The organism is Streptomyces sp. NPDC104581, from assembly GCF_055583685.1.
The window spans coordinates 333,485-354,975 of the sequence record NZ_JBVJNN010000001.1 but is presented as its reverse complement, the minus strand read 5'-3'; the positions used below and the strand labels follow the sequence as shown (position 1 = coordinate 354,975).

The window sequence follows — 21,491 nt, the reverse complement described above, 5'->3', positions numbered from 1 at the left end:
CCGTCGGTCCCGCCCGTTCACGTGGTCCGCGCGGACGGCGGGACGCGCGGGCCGGTTGCCGTACCGGCCAGCTGTGGCCGACCGGGCGCGAGGCGGCTCACTCCGTCCGCAGCACCACCCCCAGCGCCGCGTCCCGCACGTCCGGCGCCGGGTGGTGGCGGAGCGCGCGCAAGGACGCGCGCCATTCGGCGGGCCAGCCGAGGCGGCTGCCCGTGGCGGAGACCAGGGCGACCGCCAGGAGGCCGGTGGCCGGGTCGCCGTTGGTGGTCAGCCGGGTCGCGGCCGCCAGCACCGTGGACGGGTCGGACGGGAGCGGGCCGGAGCCGAAACGGCCGCGGAGCTGGTGCGCCGTGGCCGCCGCGAGGGCGGGGCGGCCGGCCGCGTTCGCCGCCAAGTCCCCCAGTCGCGCCGTCAGTTCGGGAAGCCCGGCGTCCGGGTCCACCAGGGCGCGGAGCACGTCCGCGCGGGCCCCGGCGAGTGACGGCTCACCGGCGAGCAGCGCCGCCACACCCTCCAGGACCGGGCGTGTGCCGGGACCCGGCCGGTCGGGAAGGGCCCGCAGGAGCGCGAGCGCCCGCTGCCGGGCCGGCAGGTCGCGGTCCTCGGGAGCGTCCGGCTCACCCGCGGCGATCGCGGGGAGCAGCACCGTCAGCGCGTCCCGCAGCGGACTTCCCGGCGCCGCGCCGCCGACGGGATGGGGCAGGCCGGATACGGCCAGCCGGCCGATCGCCGTCACCGCGGCCCGCCAGACGGCGCGTGTGCCGGCCCCCTCGGTGAGGTCGGTGACCCGCGCGGACAGGCCTTCCACCACGTCGGGGGCGTACCGCGCCCACAGGGGGAGCGCATGCAGTCCGGCCGTCGCCGCCGCCGGGTCCGCCGACCGGCACACCTCGCCCACCAGACGGGCGTAGCGGGGCCGGTGCCTCTCCGGCAGGGACCAGGCGGCGGGCTGTACGACCGCCCGGAGCACCTGCGGCGGGCCTGCGGCGGCAGCCGTGAGCAGTGACCACGTCCGCTCCTCGGCGAGCAGTCCGGCCGAGAACGCCACCACGGCCGCCTGTACGTCGGGGTGCCGGGGCGGCGCGTCGAAGGCGTCGGCGAGCAGAGCGGCGGCGCGGGGGATCGGCAGCCGCGTCGCCACCAGCCGTACCGCCTCCTTTCTGCTCGTCACCTTCACGCCCTCGCCCGCGGTGAGCACCGCGCCCAGCCGCTCGGCGAGCAGGGAGGGCGCGGCGAAGCGCGTGGCGCGCGTCAACGCGTGCACGGCGACCCGCGCGCGGTCGTCACCGACATGCGCCAGCAGCACGGGAAGCGCGTCCTGCGGCTGGTCCGCCCAGACGAGCGCGGCGAGCGCGGCCTCGGCCAGCACCACCTCCGAGGACCCGGCGTACCGCAGGGCGAGAGCGCGCCCGTGCTCCGGGACCGCCGCCGCGGCCCGGATCGCCGCGGCCCGGCCGTGGAGCGGCTGCGACTCGTCGTCGGCCGCCGCTGCGGCCATGGCGCCCGCCGCTTCCTGCTGGCGCGGCAACCAGCGTGCGGCGCGGTGGAGTTCGGGCAGCGTGCGGCGCGTACCGCGCTTGAGGAAGCGGCCGTAGGGCGGTCGCGCGTCGAGCAGCACGTCCAGGAGATCGGTCCGACGCTCCGTCAGAATGCGTTGGACCGGGGCGAGTACGGCCGCCGACGGTTCGAGCTCCAGAACCCTGGCCACCCGCTCGTGCCGGTTCGGCGGCGGCTCCAGCCAGTACCTCACCGCCGTCGTGAACGCGCCGTCGTCGCCGTACTTCAGCGCTTCCTCAAGCAGCCCCTGGAGCTCCGGCATCCGGTGGGCCCGTCTGCCGAGCGAACCGGTCAGCGTGAACAGCAACCGGTAGTCGGCCCTGTCCATCGCCGCGTCCAGCCACGGACGCAGCGCGTCGAGCACCTGGTGCTCCTGACCGCGCCGCAGCGATCGGTCGAGCGGGCCCAGATGTCCCACCCCGACATGCGCGGCGATACGCTCCAGCGCCCTCAACGACCAGACGACCAGCGCCTGTTCACCGTCCGTCGCGTGCTCACGCAGCAGGGCGACGGCCAGGCGCCGGACGGCCTCCCTTGTGCCGTAGGAGATGTCCCGCGCCTCCAGGGCGTCCTGGAGGATCCGGTCCAGCCGAGATGTGGCACCGGCCGTGAACAGATCGGGGCGTACATCCGCGAGCGCGCCGAGGGCGGCGCGGCGCACCGGATCCTGTTCGTTGCGCAGCCGCGGCAGCTCGGCCAACACCTCCCGCACGCACGCGGGGTCGCGCGTGCGCGCGGCGTTGGCGATCAGCAGCGGCCAGGCACGGGCGCGGTCACCGGCGTCCGGGCGGCGGGTCCCCGCGAGCAGTTCGGCGCGCGCCTCGGTGACCGGACCGTACGCGACCAGCTCCAGCACCTCGTACCAGGACCCGCCCCTCTCGCGCCGCTCGGCCGCCCACCGGCGGGCCTCGGCCCAGCGGCGTTCGCGCGGCAGCAGGCCGAGTACCGGCAGCACGCCGTCGGCGTCGTGCTGCTCCACACCTGCGGTCGCCAGGTCGAGGAAGTCGCTCCGGCGGTGCGGCGGCAGCGCCTTGAGGAGCACGGCGAAGTGCGCGCGGCCGATCCAGTGCCGGCCGAGCGCGGGCAGCGAGGGCGGGTCGGCCCGCACGATCCGCCGCAGGACGGACGCCGAGGGAAGCGGCGGGTACGACTGCCCGGAGCCCTCCGCCGGGATCAGCAGGCGTACGGCGCGCTCCGCGTCGACGGCCACCAGCTCGTTGAGCCGCGGGACCAGGGCCGCGGGCAGCGTGTCGGGACGGTGCCGCTCCAGCATCGACAGCACCCGCTCGGCGCGGGCGGAGACGGCCGCGGCCACCCCCTCCTCGTGCCGGAGCCAGGAGGTGTCGCGCTCGGCGCGCGGGCGGGACGCGAGGTCACGCTCGGCGTGGTCGAGCACCTGATCGGGGAAGTTGAGGCCGATCCGGGTCCAGGAGTCGACGGCGTAGGAGAGTTCGGGCAGGGCCGCCGCCACGAACTCCGCCGAGCAGACGGGCAGCAGTTTGGCCGCCGTGTGGTCCCCCCACTGCTCGCGCAGCCTGGGGACCAGGCGCTCGGCCAGGGCCGTGCGTCCGCTCGCCAGCACGGCCTCGCCCAGCCGCTGCCGGGTGTCGGCCGAGGCGTCCTCGTACGCCGCCTCGATCGCCTCGTCCGGGAGCGGCAGGGTGCGGGCGGCCCGTATCGCGTACGCGCGGACCACCGGGTCCCGGTCGGTCAGCCGCTCGGCCAGGAAGCCGAGCTGTCGTCCGGCCAGCGCGGCGAACGCGGCGAGCCGTCGCCCATAGGTGCCACTCTCCGCCAACTCGTCGACCAGGGACGGTAGTTCATTGGCCGGGTGGAGTGCTCGGGCGCTCTCGGCGAGGTGTTTGAGGCGATCCGGGTACGACAGTGGTTCGAGTGCGGCGAGCAGACGGTCGACCGTGAGTGACATGACCGTGATTGTGCCGGGACGGACTCCGCGAGCCCACCGGATATGCGCGGGCCCGCCGTCGCCCGCGGGGCCGGCGGGCCTGTCCGGCCCCGGAGCCGTCGGGCCCGGCGGACGCGTGCGGTCGGTGCCGCCACCCGCCGGGCCCCTGCCCGTAGGGCACCGGACTACGCGTCCGTACCGACGTACTCCCGCAGATGCCGCGCCGTGACCGTGTCCGAGTGCGCCACCAGATCGGCCGGGGTGCCCGTGAAGACGACCTGCCCGCCGTCGTGTCCGCCGCCCGGCCCGAGGTCGACCAGCCAGTCCGCGTGGGCCATCACCGCCTGGTGGTGCTCGATGACGACCACGGTGTTGCCCGCGTCCACCAGCCGGTCGAGCAGCGCGAGCAGCTTGTCCACGTCCGCCATGTGCAGCCCGGTCGTCGGCTCGTCCAGGATGTAGACGGACGACTTCTCCGCCATCTGGATCGCCAGCTTCAGCCGCTGCCGCTCACCGCCCGACAGGGTGTTCAGCGGCTGGCCGAGCCGCAGATAGCTCAGCCCCACGTCGTTGAGCCGGCCGAGGATCGCGTGGGCCTGCCCGCCGGGGAAGTAGTCGTACGCCTCCGCGACCGACATGGAGAGCACCTCGCTGATGTTCTTGCCGTTCAGCCGGTAGGTGAGCACCTGCGGAGTGAACCGCTTGCCCTCGCACTCCTCACAGACCGAGGCGACGCCCGCCATCATCGCGAGGTCGGTGTAGACGAGCCCGAGTCCGTTGCAGTTGGGGCAGGCGCCCTCAGAATTCGCGCTGAACAGCGCCGCCTTGACCCCGTTCGCCTTGGCGAAGGCGGTACGGATCGGGCTCAGCAGCCCCGTGTACGTGGCCGGGTTGCTCCGCCGCGAGCCCCGGATCGGCGACTGGTCCGCCACCACGACGCCCTCCCTGTTCGAGAGATAGCCGTGGATCAGTGAGGACTTGCCCGACCCCGCGACCCCGGTGATCACGCTCAGCACACCGGTCGGGATGTCGACGCTCACGTTCTTGAGGTTGTGCAGATCGGCGCCCTCGATCGACAGTTGTCCGTTCGGTTCACGCACCGACTCCCGCAGCCGCGCCCGGTGTTCGAGATGCCGACCGGTCAGTGTGTCCGAGGCGCGCAGCCCCGCCACGTCGCCCGTGTAGCAGATCCGCCCACCGGCCGTGCCGGCGCCGGGGCCCAGATCCACCACGTGGTCGGCTATCGCGATGACCTCGGGCTTGTGCTCCACGACCAGCACCGTGTTGCCCTTGTCCCGCAGCCGCAGCAGCAGATCGTTCATCCGCCGGATGTCGTGCGGGTGCAGCCCGATCGTCGGCTCGTCGAAGATGTACGTGGCGTCGGTGAGGCTGGAGCCGAGATGGCGCACCATCTTCACGCGCTGCGCCTCACCGCCGGAGAGCGAGGAGGAGACACGGTCCAGGCTCAGATAGCCGAGCCCGATCTCGACGAGCGACTCCAGCAGATCCCGCAGATTGCCGAGCAGCGGTGCGACGCCCGGGTCGTCGATCTTCCGCACGTACTCGGCCAGATCGCTGATCTGCATCGCCGAACACTCCGCGATGTTCACGCCGTTGACCTTCGAGGACAGCGCGGCGGCGCTCAGCCTGCTGCCGCCGCAGGACGGGCACTCGGCGAAGACCACGGCCCGGTCCACGAAGGCCCTGACCGGGGCCTGCATCGCATCGCGGTCCTTGACCAGGATCGTCCGGTTGACCTTGGTGACGAGCCCCTCGTACGTCAGGTTGTTGGAGCCGACCTTGACCTTGGTGGCGGTCTTGTGGAGGAAGACCTCCCACTCCTCGGGGGTGAAGTCCTTGAGCTTCTTGTCCGGGTCGTAGAAGCCCGAAGCAACCATGATCTGCCAGTACCAGGCGTCCACCTGGAAGCCGGGGACGGTGATCGCGCCCTCGTTCAGGGAGAGTTCACGGTTCACGAGCTGGTCGATGTCGATCTTCGAGACCTGGCCGATCCCCTCGCACTCGGCGCACATGCCTTCGGCGGCGTTGAAGCTGAAGGCGGAGGAGGTCCCGATGTGCGGGGTGCCGAGCCGGCTGAAGATGATCCGCAGCATGGTGTACGCGTCGGTCGCCGTCCCCACGGTGGAACGGGAGTTGACGCCCATCCGCTCCTGGTCGACCACGATCGCGGCGCTCAGATTGTGCAGCGAGTCGACGTCGGGCCGTCCCATGCTCGGCATGAACGACTGGATGAACGCGGTGTACGTCTCGTTGATCAGACGCTGGGACTCGGCGGCGATGGTGCCGAAGACCAGGGAGGACTTGCCGGATCCCGAGACGCCGGTGAAGACCGTGAGCCGGCGCTTGGGGATGTCGAGCGAGACCCCCCTCAGGTTGTTCTCGCGGGCCCCGCGGACCTGGATCACGTTGTGACTGTCGGCGGCTGGGATGTTCACGGAAGGACTCCTCGTGCTTCTCGGCGAGCGGCTAGCGTACACCGTACTCAGTCGGAGTCGCACATATTTTCGATACCCGAGGTGTATCAGTACACGGGGCGTGGTTCCGTGGACGCGGCCGGCTGTGCCGCTACAGCCAGCCGTTGCGGCGGAAGCCGCGGTGAAGGACGTAGCAGGCCGTCGCCATGAGAGCGACGACGGCCGGATAGCCGTATGTCCACCCCAGGCCCGGCAGGTGCTCGAAGTTCATCCCGTAGACACCGCAGACCATGGTCGGCACGGCGATGATCGCGGCCCACGCGGTGATCCTGCGCATGTCCTCGTTCTGCGCGACGGTCACCCGCGCGAGATGCGCCTGGAGGACGGAGTCCAGCAGACTGTCGAAAGCGGCGATCTGATCGGTCAGCCGGGCCAGATGGTCGGCGACGTCTCGGAAGTACGGCCGCACCTCGGCGGTGACGGCCGGCAGCTTCCGGTTGGCCAGCGTGTCGAGCGGCCGGTCCAGCGGCGCCACGGCCCGCTTCAGCTCCAGCAGTTCGCGCTTGAGCTGGTAGATGCGTCCGGCGTCACCCCGGCCCGTCCGGCCCGTCCGGCCCGTCCGGCCCGTCCGGCCCGTTCGGCGGCCCGTCCGGCCCGCCGAATCGTCGAAGACCTCGTTCTCGACACGGTCGACGTCGTCCTGGACGGCGTCCGCGACAGCGAGACAGTCGTCCACCACCTGGTCCGCGATCGCGTGCAGGACGGACGACGGGCCCATGGCCAGCCGCTCGGGCGCGGCCTCCAGCCGCTCCCTGAGCGGGCCGAGCGAACCGTGCCTGCCGTGTCTGATCGTGATCACGAAGTCCTGCCCCGTGAAGACCATCAGCTCGCCCGTGTCGACCACCTCACTGGTCGCGGTGAGCACTTCGTGCTCCACGTAGCGGCAGGTCTTGAAGACCGCGAACAGCGCCCCGTCGTACTGCTCCACCTTCGGCCGCTGATGGGCGTGCACGGCGTCCTCGACGGCGAGCGGATGGAGCCCGAACAGGTCCGCGAGGCCCTTGAACTCCGCCTGGTCCGGTTCGTGCAGACCGATCCAGACGAAGCCCCCGCCGGATTCGCGGACCTGTCGCACCGCTTCCCCGGCCGGGCGGTCGCCCGGCTGCCGTACGCCGTCCCGGTAGACCACACAGTTCACGACGGCGCTGCCGAGCGGTGACCGGGCCGGGTGGCTGAGGTCGACGGTGCCGCGACGGACGCGCCGCACCGCCCGGCGGAGGCGGCGGATCATGGGCACAGGGGCTCCGTTCGGAGGATCGGCGGTCAGTCTGCCACCACCCCTCGGGGGCCGTCCCGCCTCCCTCCGAAGAGGCTGTGTACCACGGGCACCGAGTCCGTCCCGGACGGTCGGCGGTCGCCGGAACGGCCCCGGTCGGCGGCCCGTGTCCGCGCGCCCCGTCCGGCATGCGGGCGACATGCGGGCGCGGTGCTCTGCTGGCACAGTCGTCAGGGAGCGGAGGGGAGCCGGGGGCTTCCACTGGCACGACCGGAGTGAGGCGAGCGGCCATGGCACCGAGGCATCCTGTGTTCGGGGCGCCGTGCTGGGCGAGCCTGCTGGCCCGTGACCTCGCGGAAACGCAGAGCTTCTACGGTGCCGTACTGGGCTGGACCTTCCGCCCCGCCGAGCTCGGCGACCAGTTCGTCGTGGCGGAGACGGACGGCGTACCGGTCGCGAGCATCGGCGCGCTGGCCCCCACGCTCCAGGTCGCAGTGGCCTGGACGCCGTACTTCGTCGTGGGCGACGTGGACGCGACGGCCGCCCGCATCAGGGAGCGCAGCGCGACGGTCGCCGTGGGACCCCTGGCCTTCGAGATGGGGCGGGCGGCGCTCGCCGCCGACCGGGACGGCGCCGTCTTCGGCTTCTGGGAGGGCGAGCCGCTGCCCGACACCACCGCCAAGCTCGGTGGCCCCCCGTTCCGCCTGGAACTGCGCACCCACGACGCCATCGCGTCGGCGATCTTCTACGGCGAGGTGCTCAGGTGGGCCGAGGACGGAACGGGCGGCATCGACGTCAGCTACGAGCAGGACCACGTCGTGCTCCGTACGGGACGGGGCTCCGGGCACGTCGTGGCGCGAATAGCCGGTGGCGGTGTCGAGGCGGCGGCGGACCCGCATCTGCGCCCGCGCTGGCACGTGTCGTTCGCCGTGGAGGGTGTGAAGGCGGTCAGGGCGGCGGCCGAGACAGCGGAGGCGATGGGCGGCGCCGTGGTCGCGTCGGGGAAGGCGGCGTACGAGGACGGGGAACAGGTGACGCTGCGGGACCCCGACGGCGGGCTGTTCACCCTGACGGGCCGCTGAGAACCGGCCGCCTGCCGGCGGGCGGGGCACCGGAGTCCGCCGGTCCGGGTTATCGGCCCGCGATCGGGTATGCGGCCCGGCGACCGCGCGTCACCCGACGACGCCGGCCACGGCCATCAGCCGACGAAGGGAATCACCGTGAACGAGCGACATCCGGACGGCACCGAGGGGAACGGCGCGGCCGTCCCGAGGGACCTCCCCGACCAGCACGCCCGCCCCGGCGAGGATCCGCTGGACATCGACGTGGCGGGCATCGACGAGCCCGACGAGTCCGGCGAGCCCGACGACGCCCCGGACACGGCGCCGGACACGGCCGAGGAGCCGCACGGGCCCGACCGGGCGCTGCCCGACGCGGACGAGGCCGGCGCGGGCAGGCGCGGCGAACCCAACACCGGCGGGGTGCATCCCGAGCAGCCCGTCCCCGACGAACCGTCGGGCTGACCGGCCCGGCGCCCACTTCCCAGTGGAGGAGCAGACGGTGAAAAGCACGCGAGAGCCCACGGCGGCACACGGCATCGACTCGGAAGTGACGGTGGAACTCAGCGGATGCGAGACGGAGGACGCGCACGCCGTGTTCGGCGCGCTGCGCACCGCCTTCGCCTCCGACCGCGCGCCGGACGACAGGCCGCGGGAGGTGGCCGGCGCCCGTCCGACGGTGTGGAGTTCGACCTTCGACGTGTCCGAGGTACGGCGGAAGGCCGGCCCGACCCGGCTGAGCAGGCCCGTGACCGCGGATGTGCAGGGCGGCTACTGGGCGGTCGCGAAACTACAGGAGGAGCTGACCGGCGCGTTCGCCGTACAGGTGCTGGGTACGGCTGCGGGTGACCAGGAACAGGAGGTCCAGCTGCGGCTGGACACACGCCGTCCATGAGACGCCGTCAACAAGGCACCGTGGGCGGGGAGACGAGGAGGCGGAGCAGTGACGAGTGTGACGTATTCGCTGGTGGCGCTGGACTGTCAGGACCCGGCGGCCCTCGCCGGCTTCTACCGGGGCGTGCTGGGCGGTGAGATCAGCCACGAGCACGAGGACTGGTGGGTGCTGCGCGAACCGGACGGCGCCCGGATCGCCTTCCAGCGGGCCCCCGGTCACCGCGCCCCGGACTGGCCGAGCGCCGGCTCCAACTCCCAGCAGGCGCATCTCGACCTCACGGTGGCTGACATGGCGGCCGCGCAGGAGAAGGTGCTCGCGCTCGGCGCCACCGCTCTCGATGTCGACGACGACGGCGGCAAACGTGGCTTCCGGGTGTACGCGGATCCGGCCGGCCATCCCTTCTGCCTCTGCCGCGCCGTCTGACCGGCCCCCGAACCCAGTCCGACCAGCGCGTTTCCCGCCCTGGTCGACTCGGAGCGCTGTCCCGTCGCGTGGCCGGGGGCAGCCGCGGGGGATGTGACGAGTTGCGCATTCGGCTCCGCCGGGTCAATCTTTTCAGTGACCCAGAAGTGGCTTACGCTCACGCTTCGTATTCGGGGGTCGTTGCAGCAACGAGGTGAAGTAAGTGGGCCCCTGTGTGTGAGGAGCCTGGAACATGACGATTCCACTCGGCCGCTACTACGAGGTGGAATTGCACGCCTCTTCGGAGCGCGTATCGCAGATCCGGCGCATCGTCGCCGCGCACCTTCGGCACTGGAATCTCGAATCACAGGTCGACCCGGTCTGCTCGGGCATCGACGAACTGCTGACCAATGTCCACCGTCATGTCGGTGAGGGCACCAAGTGCACGGTGGAACTCCGCTGGACCGGCCGGTATCTCACGGCCGCCGTCTCGGACAACGGTCCTGAGCTGCCCCGACTGTCCTCGGCCGGTGGCGGCGGACTCGCCCGCCTCGCCTCACTGAGCGACAGCTGGGGTACCTGTGGGACGGTGGAAGGCAAGGTCGTCTGGTTCACCAGGAGTGTGGAGGCGCCGCAGAACGTCCTGCGGCTGCCCGCGGTCCCGGTGGGCGGGACCGACGCGGCGGCGAAGGAGCCGGTCCCGGCAGTGACGCCGGCCCCGCCGGCCTTCGCGCCGTTCCTGGCCACGGCCTGACCGCGGCGCCGCGGCACCCATCGCGGCGGCAGGGCGGTCCCCGGCCCGGCCCGGAGCCGAAGCAACCCCTCGCGGGTGGGTCCGTGGACGGCCCGCGTCCCGGATCTGTTCCGGAGTCACATTCCGGATCTGCGTCCGGGTCCGCGTTCGGGTCCGTTCCGGGTGCGTCTTCGGTGGTCCCGCGGCCCGCGCCCAAGTCCGTGCTTTTCGGTCCGGGGACGTCGGGTACGCGTTCGACGAGAGTCCGCGTCCGTGCGGCGCGGAGACAAGGAGTCAGAGATGGGAACCGACCAGGGCACGCGGACGCCCCGCGGCCGATCGGCCGAGCGCGAGGGGCGGTTGCGTACGTGCCTCCCGGCGCGGATCACCGTGCGCGACGGCGAACCGAGAGACACCGGCCAGGGAAAGCAGGAGACGGTGGATCAGGAGTGGAACGTCGTGCGGGGAGAGGACTGATGACAGCGAGGCTGCACATCGATCAGACAGGTACGGCGGACGAGAGTCTGGCGGGACCCGGTGCCGACGCGTGGGAATGGCTGCGGGACGCGGCCTGCGCGCACGCGGATCCCGAACTGTTCTTCCCGGTGGGGGACTCCGGGCCCGCCGCCGAGCAGGTGGAGCGCGCGAAGGAGGTGTGCCACAGCTGCCCGGTGGAGAGCCAGTGCCTCGAATGGGCTCTCAACACCGGCCGTACGTCCGGAGTTTGGGGTGGTACGGACGACGACGAACGGCGCAAGCTGCGCCGCAACGGACGACGTCGGGTGCCGGCGCCGCGCGGCAGGCAGACACAGGCGTCGGGGCCGGGCGGCACGCGTCGCCCTCGGGGCCACTGAGGCGCCTCCGTACGTGTCGGGCGCGGGGGCGTCCCGGCTCCGCCGGTTCAACGCCCTTTCAGGGAGCGTGAGTTCGATGAGCAGCATCCGAGGAGTCGGCTCGGCGGACTCCGCTCCGGCGGCCGAGGGCCGTGTACGGGCGAGCGGCCGGACCGTGACCGTCCACCGGCCGGACAAGGTCCTCCTCCCCGCCTCCGGTGGCGGCCGGGACCTCACCAAGGCGGACCTCGTCGCGTACTACCGCTCCGTCGCCCGGTACATGCTCCCTGAACTCCGGGACAGACCACTGATGTTGGAGCGCCATCCGGACGGGCTCGACGGTCCCCGCTTCATGCAGAAGAACATCCCCGGCAACTATCCGGAGTGGGCGCGGCGTGCCGAGATGACGAAGAAGGGCGGGACCGTCACGCACCCGGTGTGCGACGACACCGCGACGCTCGTCCACCTCGCCGACCAGGCGAGCATCACCTTCCACCGGTGGCTGTCACGGGAGGACCGCCCGGACAACCCGGACCGGCTGGTGTTCGATCTCGACCCGCCCGACGACGACTTCGAGCCCGTACGCGACGCCGCGCTGCTGCTCGGTGAACTGCTCGACGAACTCCGGCTGCCGGCCACGCTGATGACGACCGGGTCCAAGGGGCTGCACGTCGTCGTCCGGCTGGACAGAGCCGCGGGATACGACGAGGTGCGCGGTTTCGCCACCGACGTGGCGCGCGTTCTTGCGGCCCGTGCGCCGGACCGGCTGACCACGGAGCAGCGCACGGACGCCCGCGCCGGCCGGCTGTATCTCGACGTCCAGCGCAACGCGTACGCGCAGACGGCGGTCGCGCCGTTCTCGGTGCGCCCGCGGGCGGGCGCACCCGTCGCGGCACCCATCAGCTGGGACCAGCTGAAGGATCCCGAGGTCGACGCGCGGCGCTGGACGGTGACGAACGTACTGGACCAGGCGCGCACCCGCCCCTGGTCCGGAATTCCGGCCAGGGGCAGGGCGCTCGGCCCGGCCCGGCGGAGGCTCCGCGCCCTGTCCCCTTAGCCGTACTGCCGTACCGAGACCGTGCAGCCCGTACTCGTCACGGGCCGTGTCCGGAGCGCGCTCAGACGCTGTCGGGGAACTCTCCCGCCAGCGCGGCGGCCATCCGCAGATGCGGTCCGGCGTCGGTCGCCCGCCCCTGCCGCTCCAGCGTGCGGCCCAGCATGAGGCGCGCGTACTGCTCGACGGGGTCGCGCTCCAGTACGGCGAGCAGCTCCGTCTCCGCCTTCCGGAGCCGGGCGGAGTGGTAGTAGGCGCGGGCGAGCAGCAGTCGCGGCGCGACCTGCTCGGGGACCTCTGCCACGAGCCCTTCGAGGATGCCTGCCGCCGTGACGTACTCCTGCGCCTCGAAGAACTGCTGGGCGCGTCCCCAGCGCTCGGCGGCGGTTCCGAAGTCGTAGTACGTGCTGGTCTCCACTGCTCTCCTCCTGGTCCTCGTGCTGTTCACCAGCTCACAACAGCGCGAGGGGCCCGGACATTCCGATGGTTGAAAGTTTTATTATCTCTCCGACCGTTATCGCGTGGATGCTGCCGCGAGGTGCCGGTCGGGATTAGGTTGTGCGCCATGAGCAATCTTGATCGTCAGGCGACGCCCTCCGTCTGCGGCGGCCGCGGCTTCGTCGTCGCCGAGCCGGTGCGTGAACTCCTCAGCCCCCGTCACGTCAAGCTCGGCGAGTCCACCGAGGTCCGCCGGCTGCTGCCCAACCTCGGGCGCCGCATGGTCGGCGCGTGGGCCTTCGTCGATCACTACGGCCCCGACGACATCGCCGACGAGCCCGGCATGCAGGTGCCGCCCCACCCGCACATGGGCCTCCAGACGGTCAGCTGGCTCCACGACGGCGAGGTCCTGCACCGCGACAGCCTGGGCAGCCTCCAGACCGTACGGCCCCGGGAGCTGGGCCTCATGACCTCGGGCCGGGCGATCAGCCACTCCGAGGAGAGCCCCCGGTCCCACGCCCGGTTCCTGCACGGCGCCCAGCTGTGGGTCGCGCTCCCCGACGCCCACCGCGACGTGGACCCGCACTTCCAGCACCACGCGGACCTCCCCGAGGTCACGGCCCCGGGCCTGACGGCTACCGTCATCCTCGGCACCCTGGACGGCACCACCTCGCCGGGCACGACGTACACCCCCCTGGTCGGCGCCGACCTGGCACTCACCCCGGGCACGGACGCCCGGCTGCCCCTCGACCCGGACTTCGAGTACGCGGTGCTGGCGATGTCGGGCGAGGCGGAGGTCGACGGCGTCCCGGTCCCGGCGGGCTCGATGCTCTACCTCGGCTGCGGACGCACGGAACTCCCTCTCCGCACGGATTCCGCGGCGGGCCTGATGCTGCTGGGCGGCGAGCCGTTCGAGGAGGAGATCGTGATGTGGTGGAATTTCATCGGCCGCTCCCACGAGGAGATCGAGGCGGCGCGCAAGGACTGGATGGACGCCACCCGCTTCGGCGAGGTCAAGGGCTACGCCGGCGCCCGCCTCCCCGCCCCGGAACTCCCCCCGGTGGCCCTCAAACCACGCGGCCGGGTGCGCTGAACTGGCCGCCGCCTACCTCGGTGCCGGCTGCGGAGTGGCGATCCTGGACATCTCCGCCAACAGCTACTTGATCGCCGTCATCCCTTCCACGCTGCGCTCCCGCGTGATGGGCGTGGTCCGGACAGCCAACTTCGGGGCGCGTCCGATCGGCGCGGTGCTGGCCGGCACGCTGGGCACCGCGCTCGGGCTGCGGACCACCTTGTGGATTGGCACGACGGGTGCCGTGCTGAGCGTGCTGTGGGTCCTCGCGTCCCGGCTGTATCGTGTCCGGGAGCTGCCCGAACTCCCCCTGTGCCAGAGGCGAATGGAAGCCGTTGAGGATGCGCTCTGACAGACGTGCGTGCATACGGGACCTCTTCTGCGTCTTCGGGTCGTAACCTGAGCGGGGCACTCCTGGTGTCGACATACTGATGTCCGCCCAACGCACCCCGCCTCCCGAGCGGTTCGACTGAGGCCCCTCGCCCACCCGTACCGGCCGGGCCCGACATCGTGCTGTAGAAGACGGACGTCGAGCAGAGGGAAACGCACCTGAGGATCACGGCGGCACACATACGCCATTCACAGAGCACGCCTACTGAGTACTCGCCTGAAGCCTTTCCCGAAGGCGGAGCACTGGCTCGCGGTCCGATGCCGTCAGCAGCAGCAACTCATCGAGATCATTGATCAACTCAAGGACGCTGATCCGCGAGGGCTGGGACTCCGAGAACACGGCAAGTGCGTGTTCCGCGTCAGTCCATCGGCTCATGGCACAGAAGGCGACGACCAGGTTCGCCCTGCCGGTCGCACCACCGCGGTCGGATCCCTCAGCATCCCTTGTGAAGAACTCAACGGCCTGAACCAGGTCGGAAACACCGTCGCCACGTCCAGCAGCGCGAAGGGTCATCGCTCGTTCGTAGAAGGCCCAGGCGTAGTCCGGGTCGAGTTCGATGGCCCGGTCGAGGTCGGTGAGTGCCTCGTCGTACCGGCCCATGCTCCGATACGTCAGTCCGCGGCCGGCGACGGCCCAGTCTGTTTCGGGGCTGAGTTCGATGGCCCGGTCGAAGTCGGTGAGTGCTTCGTCGTGGCGGTCCAGTGCTTGATAGGTCTGGCCGCGGCTGGCGATGGCCCAGGCGTAGTCCGGGTCGAGTTCGATGGCGCGGTTGAAGTCGGTGAGTGCTTCGTCGTATCGGCGCGTGAGCCGGTGGGTCTCGCCGCGGCTGGCGATGGCCCAGGCGTAGTCCGGGTCGAGTTCGAGGGCGCGGCTGAGGTCGGTGAGTGCTTCGTCGTGGCGGTCCAGGACCTGGTAGGTCTGGCCGCGGCTGGCGATGGCCCAGGCGTAGTCCGGGTTGATGTCGATGGCGCGGTTGAGGTCGGTGAGTGCTTCGTCGTATCGGCGCATGAGCCGGTGGGTCTCGCCGCGGTCGGCGATGGCCCAGTCGGCTTGGGGGTCGAGTTCGATGGCGCGGTTGAGGTCGGTGAGTGCTTCGTCGTATCGGCGCATGAGCCGGTAGGTCTGGCCGCGGCTGGCGATGGCCCAGGCGTAGTCCGGGTCGAGTTCGATGGCGCGGTTGAGGTCGGTGAGTGCTTCGTCGTATCGGCGCATGAGCCGGTAGGTCTCGCCGCGGCTGGCGATGGCCCAGTCGGCTTGGGGGTCGAGTTCGATGGCGCGGTCGAAGTCGGTGAGTGCTTCGTCGTGGCGGTCCAGGGCTTGACAGGTCAGTCCGCGGCTGGCGATGGCCCAGGCGTAGTCCGGGTCGAGTTCGATGGCGCGGCTGAGGTCGGTGAGTGCTTCGTCGTATCGGCGCATGAGCCGGTAGGTCAGTCCGCGGTCGGCGATGGCCCAGTCGGTTTGGGGGTCGAGTTCGATGGCGCGGTTGAGGTCGGTGAGTGCTTCGTCGTATCGGCGCATGAGCCGGTAGGTCTGGCCGCGGCTGGCGACGACCCAGCTGGCTTGGGGGTCGAGTTCGATGGCGCGGTCGAAGTCGGTGAGTGCTTCGTCGTACCGGCCCATGAGCCGGTAGGTCTCGCCGCGTCCGGCGTGGACTCGTGGCGTATCGGGGGCCAGTTGCTGGGCTGTCGCGTAGTCGGTGAGGGCCTTGTCGTAGTTGCCCGCGAACCGGTGGTCCCGGGCTCGAACGGTGTGGGCCAAGGCGCGGGCTGTGGAATCGAGTTCGGGTGCTGCCAGCAGCAGCGTCAGTACCATGACACCAGCCTTCTCGCCCTCTGTAGCAGTTTCGAGGCGGTGGCCCCATGCGGTGAGAACGGGGGCATCGGTGTCCCGCCCGGCGTGGCCGAGGATCTGCGCCCAGCGGCGCAGCGTGGTCACGTCATGGTCGATGGCATGGACGGTCTCGAGGAGTGCGCTGGGCAACGCGGTGCGGGGGTCGGCGCACAGGCGGTGGTAGGTCTCGTTGAGGCGGTGTTCGCGCCAGGTGGCATCGTCCCAGTACGCGTCGGTGTCTGATCCCAGCCCGGCTTCAGAGCCTCGGCGCCACCGTTCGAATGCCTCTGCCAGGCGGGTGTGCTGCTGCTGCCAGCGGGTGGGGGACTGGGTGCGCTGGAGACGGAGCATGCTGTCGCGTACGACGTCGTGATAGCGGCAGCGGCCGGCCTGGCGGGACACGAATGCCAGGGCTCGCAGCCATGGGTAACCGTCTGCGGCGGACTCCGCGGCGGCTACCTGGTAGATGTCCTGGTCGAGTTGGAGGGGGAGCGCGCACGCCTGTGCGGATTCGCGGCGCTCGGGGTCGGGTTCCCATTTGAGGAACCTTTCGACCGCGGTCTCTGAGGGGTCGATGGCGGTGTCGCCGGTGGCCGGGTCGCTACGGGCGAGCATGTCGACGAGGAGCGGCAGTCGGCCCGACAGGCGCAGGACCAGCTGGATGTTCTCTTCGTCGGCGACGCCGCGGGTGGCGAGCAGGGTTCGGGCCTCGTCTTCGGTGAACACCTCGAGGCCCACCTCGGTCACGTCGCCCAGGCCGTCGCCCCAGACACCGGGGTCCAGGTGTGACCGGCCGGACAGCACGATCTGCACGTTGACGGGCAGCGAGCCGTGGTCCTCGGTGAAGATGATGCTCCGCAGCCAGGCGTCGAGTACCGGTCCGGTCCGTTCGTACACATCGAAGAACAGCACCACCCGCTCGCACCGCTCCGCGACCTCGGCGAGATCTTCCAGAAACACCGGTGTCAGGTTCGCCACCGGATTCATCACCAACTGCACGTCGTCGTGACTGCGGAGCCGGGTGTTCAGCAACGCACGTACTCGGTCTGCCCCGAGCGCGACCTGTCCCGGATCCACCGCCCCCGCGAACGCCCCGACCCCAGGCAGCATTCCCAGCCCGACCAGTCCGACCTGAGCTGCGACTGTGCTCGACGGGGATGCCGCCGGCGGCTCTCCGGAGCCCCCGTCGCCCGGAGCCGGCTGCGGCACCGGCACTGTGCTCTCGGCCTGATGACGCCGCTGACGGTACGTGGCCAGTTGCTTGTCGAACTTCTTCAGCGCGTGGCCCTGCCGGCCCAGCCGCGCGCTCACTGTCTCCATCGCCTCGAGTGGGTCGTGCACTTCGTCGTCCATCAGTGCCGTGGCCACCGAGGCCTGCTCGCGTGCCATCGCCTCCCACTGGCGTACGAGCGTCGACTTCCCCACCCCTCCATTGCCATGGACATGGAACAGGTAGGGGAAGTCAACCTCCTCCGGATTTCGGGCGAACGCCTCCCGGAAGACGGCCAGTTCACCACGGCGCCCCACGAACCCCGCACTCCCGCGACGCCGATTGATCTCCTGCCGAGACGGCCTCCGAACGGCCACACCAAACACCCCCCGAATACAGGTACATGATGCCCCGTCACCCGTCGTGATGTGTCGCTTCCGAGCGTGAGAAGAAGAACAGCTTCGCCATCGCCCCCAGCGGTCCTCCGGCGGTTGGACCACGACCTTCATCCCCCCGCATCCGCGCGTCCATCGTTGACCGCCGGACCTTCAACACTTCATAACCACCCCCTGACCATGCCGCGCCGCCCACAGACATGCCCCCACCAGCAGTTCCAAGTTCGTGCAAGGTTCCTGCACGAACAGGGGCGCAGGGTTGTAGCCGCCCCCCGCCTTGCGGGCTCAGACCAGAAAAGTCAACGGAGGACGGCTTCATGAAGAAGACTCGCAGCAGCGCCCGCATCAGAGGACCGCGCTGGGCCGGGACAGTCATGCTGTCCATGGCTGGGCTCGGCCTGACAGCGCCACAGGCCCAGGCTGCCAAGTCGGACCGCTACGCCGGCGCGTTCTGCGCCTACGCACAGGACAGCTTCGCCTGAGGCAGCGGCCCCACATCGTGACCCCGCAGCCGTCGGTGTACTCCACGGCTTCCACGCCGGTGCCCGCGCGGATGAGGAACGGCGCCCCGAGGTGACGATGAGCAGAGGCGCGGGCGCCGCCGGCGGCATCAACCGGGGGTAGGGCGGAGCGCCCTCCAGGTAGCAGAGGTCGTCGATCAGCCCGTCCAGCGGCGGACCGGGCACCTTGGACACGTACTCCACGCCGACATCATCGCCGACAGCGCCTCTGTCGGAGGTGGTGGCCGCGTTCGGTCGTGTCTGACGAGAACTGATCGCGGTGCTGCTGCGTCCCACAGGTTACGTTCAGGTTGGAGGGGCGAAGTGCGTTGTGCGGCAGGTGAGTTCAGGGGCCACGGCAGACCCGGCCGGTGGCGTCACGGCGCTGTCGGTCTCGCCGTCGGCGTGCTGCTCGCGGGGTGTTCCGGCGGCGGTGACACCCCGGACACGGACGGGGCCGAGCGCGCGGCGACGGATTCCGGCGCCACGGGGGCGAAGGGCGGTGGCGCGGCACCGGACGCCGGGGCGACCACGGGGCTGGACTTCTCGCCCGACGGGAGCCGCGAACCGCGCACGCGCGCCGAGGCCCTGCGACTGGCCCGCGCCGTGGCCGCCGAGCCCCGGCGGTTCGGGGCCGGGTACGTCGAGCGGAGCCCGTTCGAGAGTGACCCCGGATCGCTCGCCGTGCTCGACGAGGACTGTGTCTGGCAGCGCGAGCCGCTCCCGTCCTCCGTACTGACCAGCTTCACCCGCTACAGCGAACTGCCCGCGAAGGGTGACAAGGGCCCGATCCGGATCGCCGCCACCGTCATCGTGCACCGGGCGGTCTCCGACGCGGAATGGGAGATGGCGCGCACCCTGGAAGAGGCGCTGCGCTGCCCCGAGCAGCAGCTCAGCCAGGACGAGCGGCTCACCGGGCTGCTGTCGGCGGGACTGCCGTTCGGTGTCGGACAGTTCTCCTCCGACGACTCGATCTCCGAGAGCGGTGAGTACCACAGCGACGCGCTCGGCGGGCCTCACCACTACATCTGGGGCCAGAGCAGGCTGGGCAAGGTCACGGTCTCGGCGGTCGGCAAGGGCTCCAAGGGCCACACCCCGGAGGAGATCGACACGGCCGTCACCGAAGGTACGGGCGTCATGCTCGCCCTGGCCGAGAACGAACTGGAGGGTCCCCGGTGAGCGAGCCGCTGCTGCCCACCGATCCCGCGTCGATCGGCGGCCACCGGTTGCTGGCCCGCCTCGGCGCCGGCGGCATGGGTGTGGTCTATCTCGGCCGTACGGAGCCGGGGGCGCTGGCCGCGGTCAAGGTCATCCAGGCCGAGTACGCCGACGATCCCGGCTTCCGTGCCCGCTTCCGCCGCGAGGTGGACCTGGCCCGCCGGGTGTCCAGCCCCTGGGCGGTGCCCGTCACCGGCGCCGAACCGGAAGCCGAGGAGCCCTGGCTCGCCACGGCTTTCGTCCCCGGCCCCTCGCTCGGGGAGGCGGTCGCCCGGCACGGTGCGCTGCCGGTGCGCAGCGTCCGGGCGCTGGCCCGGATGCTCGCCGGGGCGCTGAGCGCGGTGCACGGTGCCGGGCTGGTGCACCGCGACGTCAAACCGGGCAACGTCCTGCTGGCGATGGACGGACCGAGGCTGATCGATTTCGGGATCGCCCGCGCGACGGACGAGACCGCGCTCACCGCGACCGACATGGTCGTCGGCACGCCCGGCTTCCTCTCGCCCGAGCAGGCGGAGGCCCGGGGGAGCGGGGTGGGACCGGCGAGCGACGTGTTCTCGCTCGGGTGTCTGCTCGCGTACGCGCTGACGGGACGGCCCCCGTTCGGCGGGGGGACGGCGGACGCGCTGCTCTACCGCACGGTGCACGACGAACCGGACATCGGCGCGGACGGCGCCTGGGGCGAACAGGACCCACAACTGCGCCGGCTCGTGCTCTCCTGCCTGGCGAAGGACCCGGCCGAGCGGCCCACGGCCGAGCACCTCGCCGCGGAGCTGGCCGGGGACGCCGCGCCGGAACACCCCGCACCCGCCCCCGGGAACGAAGCGCCTGGGAACAACACCCCCGAGGACCGTCACGGCGCGGCCGGCTGGCTGCCGGAGGACGTCGTACGGGGTATCGCCGACCGGGCGGCCGAGCTGCTGGCGCTGCCCGACATCGAGCCGACGGCGGCGGGCGGGCCGGCGCCGGAAGCCGGGGAACCCGTGACCGCGGTGACCGGTGCGGACGACGGCCCCCAACAGCCCTCCCGCAGGCGGCTGTTCGCCCTCACCGGCGGCGCGCTGCTCGCCGTCGCGGCCGGTGGCGGGGCCTGGGCCGCCCTGCGGGACGACGGCTCCCGTACGGGCGAGGACACGGGGCCGCGCTGGGCCGTCGGCGTCCAGGCGGACCTGTCCGGCAGCGGCAAGGCGGTCGGTCTCGCGCAGGAGCGGGGGGCACGGCTGGCGATCGAGCAGTACAACGCCCGTGAGCCCGGCAAGGACAGACCCTTCGCACTCGCGCTGCGCACCGCCGACGACGGGGGTACCGCGCACCGCGCCCCGGCCGCCGCGAAGAAGCTGATCGGCGACCCGGACGTCCTCGCCGTGATCGGCCCGACGAGCGAGGCCGCGGCCGAGGCCGTCATGGGCGCGTACGACGAGGCGCTGCTGCCCGTCCTGACCGTGTCGGCCGGCGGCATGATGATGACCCGCGGGCAGCCGCGGTCCCTCGTGCACTGCCGCCCCGGTGATGCCGCGCTGTCCGTGCCCATCGCCGTCCATCTCGCCCAACAGGCGGCGAAGGACCGGGACATGGGGCGGCCGGGGCTCCTCCAGGACCGTACGGTGCAGACGTACGCCTGGGAGTGCGCCACCATCACCGCGCTGCTGCTGCGCGATTCCGGCATGCCGGCGTACCCCCGGGTGATCCCGCCCGGTGTCGAGGACATGGAACCCGTCGTCGCCGACATCCTGAAGGCCGGCACCGGCTCCTTCGTCTACGCCGGTGCCGCGCCGGGGGCCGCGAAGGTGGCGCGCGAGCTGGCGGCGGCCGGTTTCGAGGGGCCCCGGCTGGCGCCGCAGGCCGTGCTCGACCCGGAGTTCCTGGAGCTGGCGGGGGACGCGGCGGAGGGCTGGCTGCTGACCGCGTCGTTCGTGTCGGCCGCCGACACCCCCGAGGCGGCGGACTTCACCGCCGCCTACCGCGAGCGCTTCGGTTCCCCGCCCCCGTACTACGCGGCGGAGGCGTACGACACGGTGAACCTGGTCGTCCAGGAGCTGGTGAAGGGAGCGAAGCCGGCGGCTCCGGCGACGGGCAGGGGCAAGGGCAACGAGCCGGACTCCCTGCCGGGGCAACAGCCGCCGAAGCGCGCCGAGTTGGTGGGCCTGCTGCGCAAGAGCACCTACCGGGGGACGACGAAGCGTTTCGCGTTCGACGCGGAGCGGGGGAGCTTCGCCGGGGAGGGCGTGTTCCTGTACGAGGTCAGGGACGGCGGCTTCCGCTTCCTGGGCCCCGCTCCCACCGGCGCGTAA

Annotated in this window: 17 protein-coding genes; 12 read left to right on the top strand and 5 right to left on the bottom strand. The window is 71.7% G+C overall.

Annotation, left to right across the window (positions count from 1 at the left end; translation table 11 throughout):
• Window positions 1–97: 97 nt before the first annotated feature.
• From ACZ61E_RS01485 to ACZ61E_RS01475, 3 genes are all read right to left on the bottom strand, one after another.
• Window positions 98–3,484 carry a hypothetical protein gene (locus tag ACZ61E_RS01485; RefSeq protein WP_469696593.1) on the bottom strand — a complete coding sequence of 1,129 codons (3,387 nt, stop codon included), beginning with the start codon at window positions 3,482–3,484 and terminating at the stop codon, window positions 98–100.
• Window positions 3,485–3,648: 164 nt separating this feature from the next.
• Window positions 3,649–5,919, bottom strand: a complete 2,271-nt coding sequence (locus tag ACZ61E_RS01480; protein WP_469696592.1) for an ATP-binding cassette domain-containing protein — start codon at window positions 5,917–5,919, stop codon at window positions 3,649–3,651.
• Between the two features lie 130 nt (window positions 5,920–6,049).
• Window positions 6,050–7,189, bottom strand: coding sequence for a magnesium and cobalt transport protein CorA (locus ACZ61E_RS01475; protein WP_469696591.1), 1,140 nt, complete (start codon window positions 7,187–7,189; stop codon window positions 6,050–6,052).
• A gap of 275 nt (window positions 7,190–7,464) precedes the next feature.
• Here ACZ61E_RS01475 and ACZ61E_RS01470 point away from each other — a divergent pair, with 275 nt between their 5' ends.
• The 8 genes from ACZ61E_RS01470 (at window position 7,465) to ligD (ending at window position 12,152) form a co-directional block, all read left to right on the top strand.
• On the top strand, window positions 7,465–8,256 hold the full coding sequence (locus ACZ61E_RS01470; protein WP_469696590.1) for a VOC family protein: 792 nt from the start codon (window positions 7,465–7,467) through the stop codon (window positions 8,254–8,256).
• Between the two features lie 138 nt (window positions 8,257–8,394).
• The gene (locus ACZ61E_RS01465) at window positions 8,395–8,697 is read left to right on the top strand and encodes a hypothetical protein (protein WP_469696589.1); all 303 of its coding nucleotides are present in this window, start codon (window positions 8,395–8,397) and stop codon (window positions 8,695–8,697) included.
• 37 nt (window positions 8,698–8,734) lie between these two features.
• On the top strand, window positions 8,735–9,127 hold the full coding sequence (locus ACZ61E_RS01460) for a hypothetical protein (RefSeq protein ID WP_469696587.1): 393 nt from the start codon (window positions 8,735–8,737) through the stop codon (window positions 9,125–9,127).
• A 48-nt stretch (window positions 9,128–9,175) separates the two neighbouring features.
• Window positions 9,176–9,550 carry a VOC family protein gene (locus ACZ61E_RS01455; RefSeq protein ID WP_469696585.1) on the top strand — a complete coding sequence of 125 codons (375 nt, stop codon included), beginning with the start codon at window positions 9,176–9,178 and terminating at the stop codon, window positions 9,548–9,550.
• Window positions 9,551–9,782: 232 nt separating this feature from the next.
• Window positions 9,783–10,283: an ATP-binding protein gene (locus tag ACZ61E_RS01450; RefSeq protein ID WP_469696584.1), complete on the top strand. Its 501-nt coding sequence runs from the start codon at window positions 9,783–9,785 to the stop codon at window positions 10,281–10,283.
• Between the two features lie 279 nt (window positions 10,284–10,562).
• Window positions 10,563–10,739: a hypothetical protein gene (locus ACZ61E_RS01445; protein WP_469696582.1), complete on the top strand. Its 177-nt coding sequence runs from the start codon at window positions 10,563–10,565 to the stop codon at window positions 10,737–10,739.
• Window positions 10,739–11,116 (top strand): WhiB family transcriptional regulator, encoded by a 378-nt coding sequence (locus tag ACZ61E_RS01440; RefSeq protein WP_469696581.1) that lies wholly within the window; start codon window positions 10,739–10,741, stop codon window positions 11,114–11,116. Before ACZ61E_RS01445 ends, ACZ61E_RS01440 begins: the two co-directional genes overlap by 1 nt.
• 76 nt (window positions 11,117–11,192) lie before the next feature.
• Entirely contained in the window at window positions 11,193–12,152 is a 960-nt protein-coding gene (ligD, locus tag ACZ61E_RS01435) for a non-homologous end-joining DNA ligase (protein ID WP_469696580.1), read from the top strand.
• A 61-nt stretch (window positions 12,153–12,213) separates the two neighbouring features.
• Here ligD and ACZ61E_RS01430 read toward each other — a convergent pair whose 3' ends face one another.
• Window positions 12,214–12,567 (bottom strand): tetratricopeptide repeat protein, encoded by a 354-nt coding sequence (locus ACZ61E_RS01430; RefSeq protein WP_469696578.1) that lies wholly within the window; start codon window positions 12,565–12,567, stop codon window positions 12,214–12,216.
• Window positions 12,568–12,714: 147 nt separating this feature from the next.
• On the opposite strand from ACZ61E_RS01430, the gene ACZ61E_RS01425 reads away from it, so the two are divergent.
• Complete coding sequence (locus ACZ61E_RS01425) at window positions 12,715–13,680, top strand: pirin family protein (protein WP_469696576.1); 966 nt, start codon at window positions 12,715–12,717, stop codon at window positions 13,678–13,680.
• Window positions 13,681–13,714: 34 nt separating this feature from the next.
• Window positions 13,715–14,011, top strand: coding sequence for a hypothetical protein (locus ACZ61E_RS01420; RefSeq protein ID WP_469696575.1), 297 nt, complete (start codon window positions 13,715–13,717; stop codon window positions 14,009–14,011).
• Between the two features lie 240 nt (window positions 14,012–14,251).
• On the opposite strand, the gene ACZ61E_RS01415 is transcribed toward ACZ61E_RS01420, so the two are convergent.
• Window positions 14,252–17,407 (bottom strand): tetratricopeptide repeat protein, encoded by a 3,156-nt coding sequence (locus ACZ61E_RS01415; RefSeq protein ID WP_469696573.1) that lies wholly within the window; start codon window positions 17,405–17,407, stop codon window positions 14,252–14,254.
• Window positions 17,408–18,309: 902 nt separating this feature from the next.
• Between ACZ61E_RS01415 and ACZ61E_RS01410 the strand changes: the two genes are divergently transcribed.
• Both ACZ61E_RS01410 and ACZ61E_RS01405 read left to right on the top strand, forming a co-directional pair.
• Window positions 18,310–19,164, top strand: a complete 855-nt coding sequence (locus ACZ61E_RS01410; protein WP_469696571.1) for a hypothetical protein — start codon at window positions 18,310–18,312, stop codon at window positions 19,162–19,164.
• The gene (locus ACZ61E_RS01405; protein ID WP_469696570.1) at window positions 19,161–21,491 is read left to right on the top strand and encodes a bifunctional serine/threonine-protein kinase/ABC transporter substrate-binding protein; all 2,331 of its coding nucleotides are present in this window, start codon (window positions 19,161–19,163) and stop codon (window positions 21,489–21,491) included. The genes ACZ61E_RS01410 and ACZ61E_RS01405 overlap by 4 nt, the downstream gene beginning before the upstream one ends.

Bases quoted from the DNA above. Each gene is read 5' to 3' on its own strand.
- ACZ61E_RS01445 (WP_469696582.1), top strand. From the start codon at position 10,563: ATGGGAACCGACCAGGGCACGCGGACGCCCCGCGGCCGATCGGCCGAG.
- ACZ61E_RS01470 (WP_469696590.1), top strand. From the start codon at position 7,465: ATGGCACCGAGGCATCCTGTGTTCGGGGCGCCGTGCTGGGCGAGCCTG.
- ligD (WP_469696580.1), top strand. From the start codon at position 11,193: ATGAGCAGCATCCGAGGAGTCGGCTCGGCGGACTCCGCTCCGGCGGCC.
- ACZ61E_RS01475 (WP_469696591.1), bottom strand. From the start codon at position 7,189: ATGATCCGCCGCCTCCGCCGGGCGGTGCGGCGCGTCCGTCGCGGCACC.
- ACZ61E_RS01440 (WP_469696581.1), top strand. From the start codon at position 10,739: ATGACAGCGAGGCTGCACATCGATCAGACAGGTACGGCGGACGAGAGT.
- ACZ61E_RS01425 (WP_469696576.1), top strand. From the start codon at position 12,715: ATGAGCAATCTTGATCGTCAGGCGACGCCCTCCGTCTGCGGCGGCCGC.
- ACZ61E_RS01485 (WP_469696593.1), bottom strand. From the start codon at position 3,484: ATGTCACTCACGGTCGACCGTCTGCTCGCCGCACTCGAACCACTGTCG.
- ACZ61E_RS01450 (WP_469696584.1), top strand. From the start codon at position 9,783: ATGACGATTCCACTCGGCCGCTACTACGAGGTGGAATTGCACGCCTCT.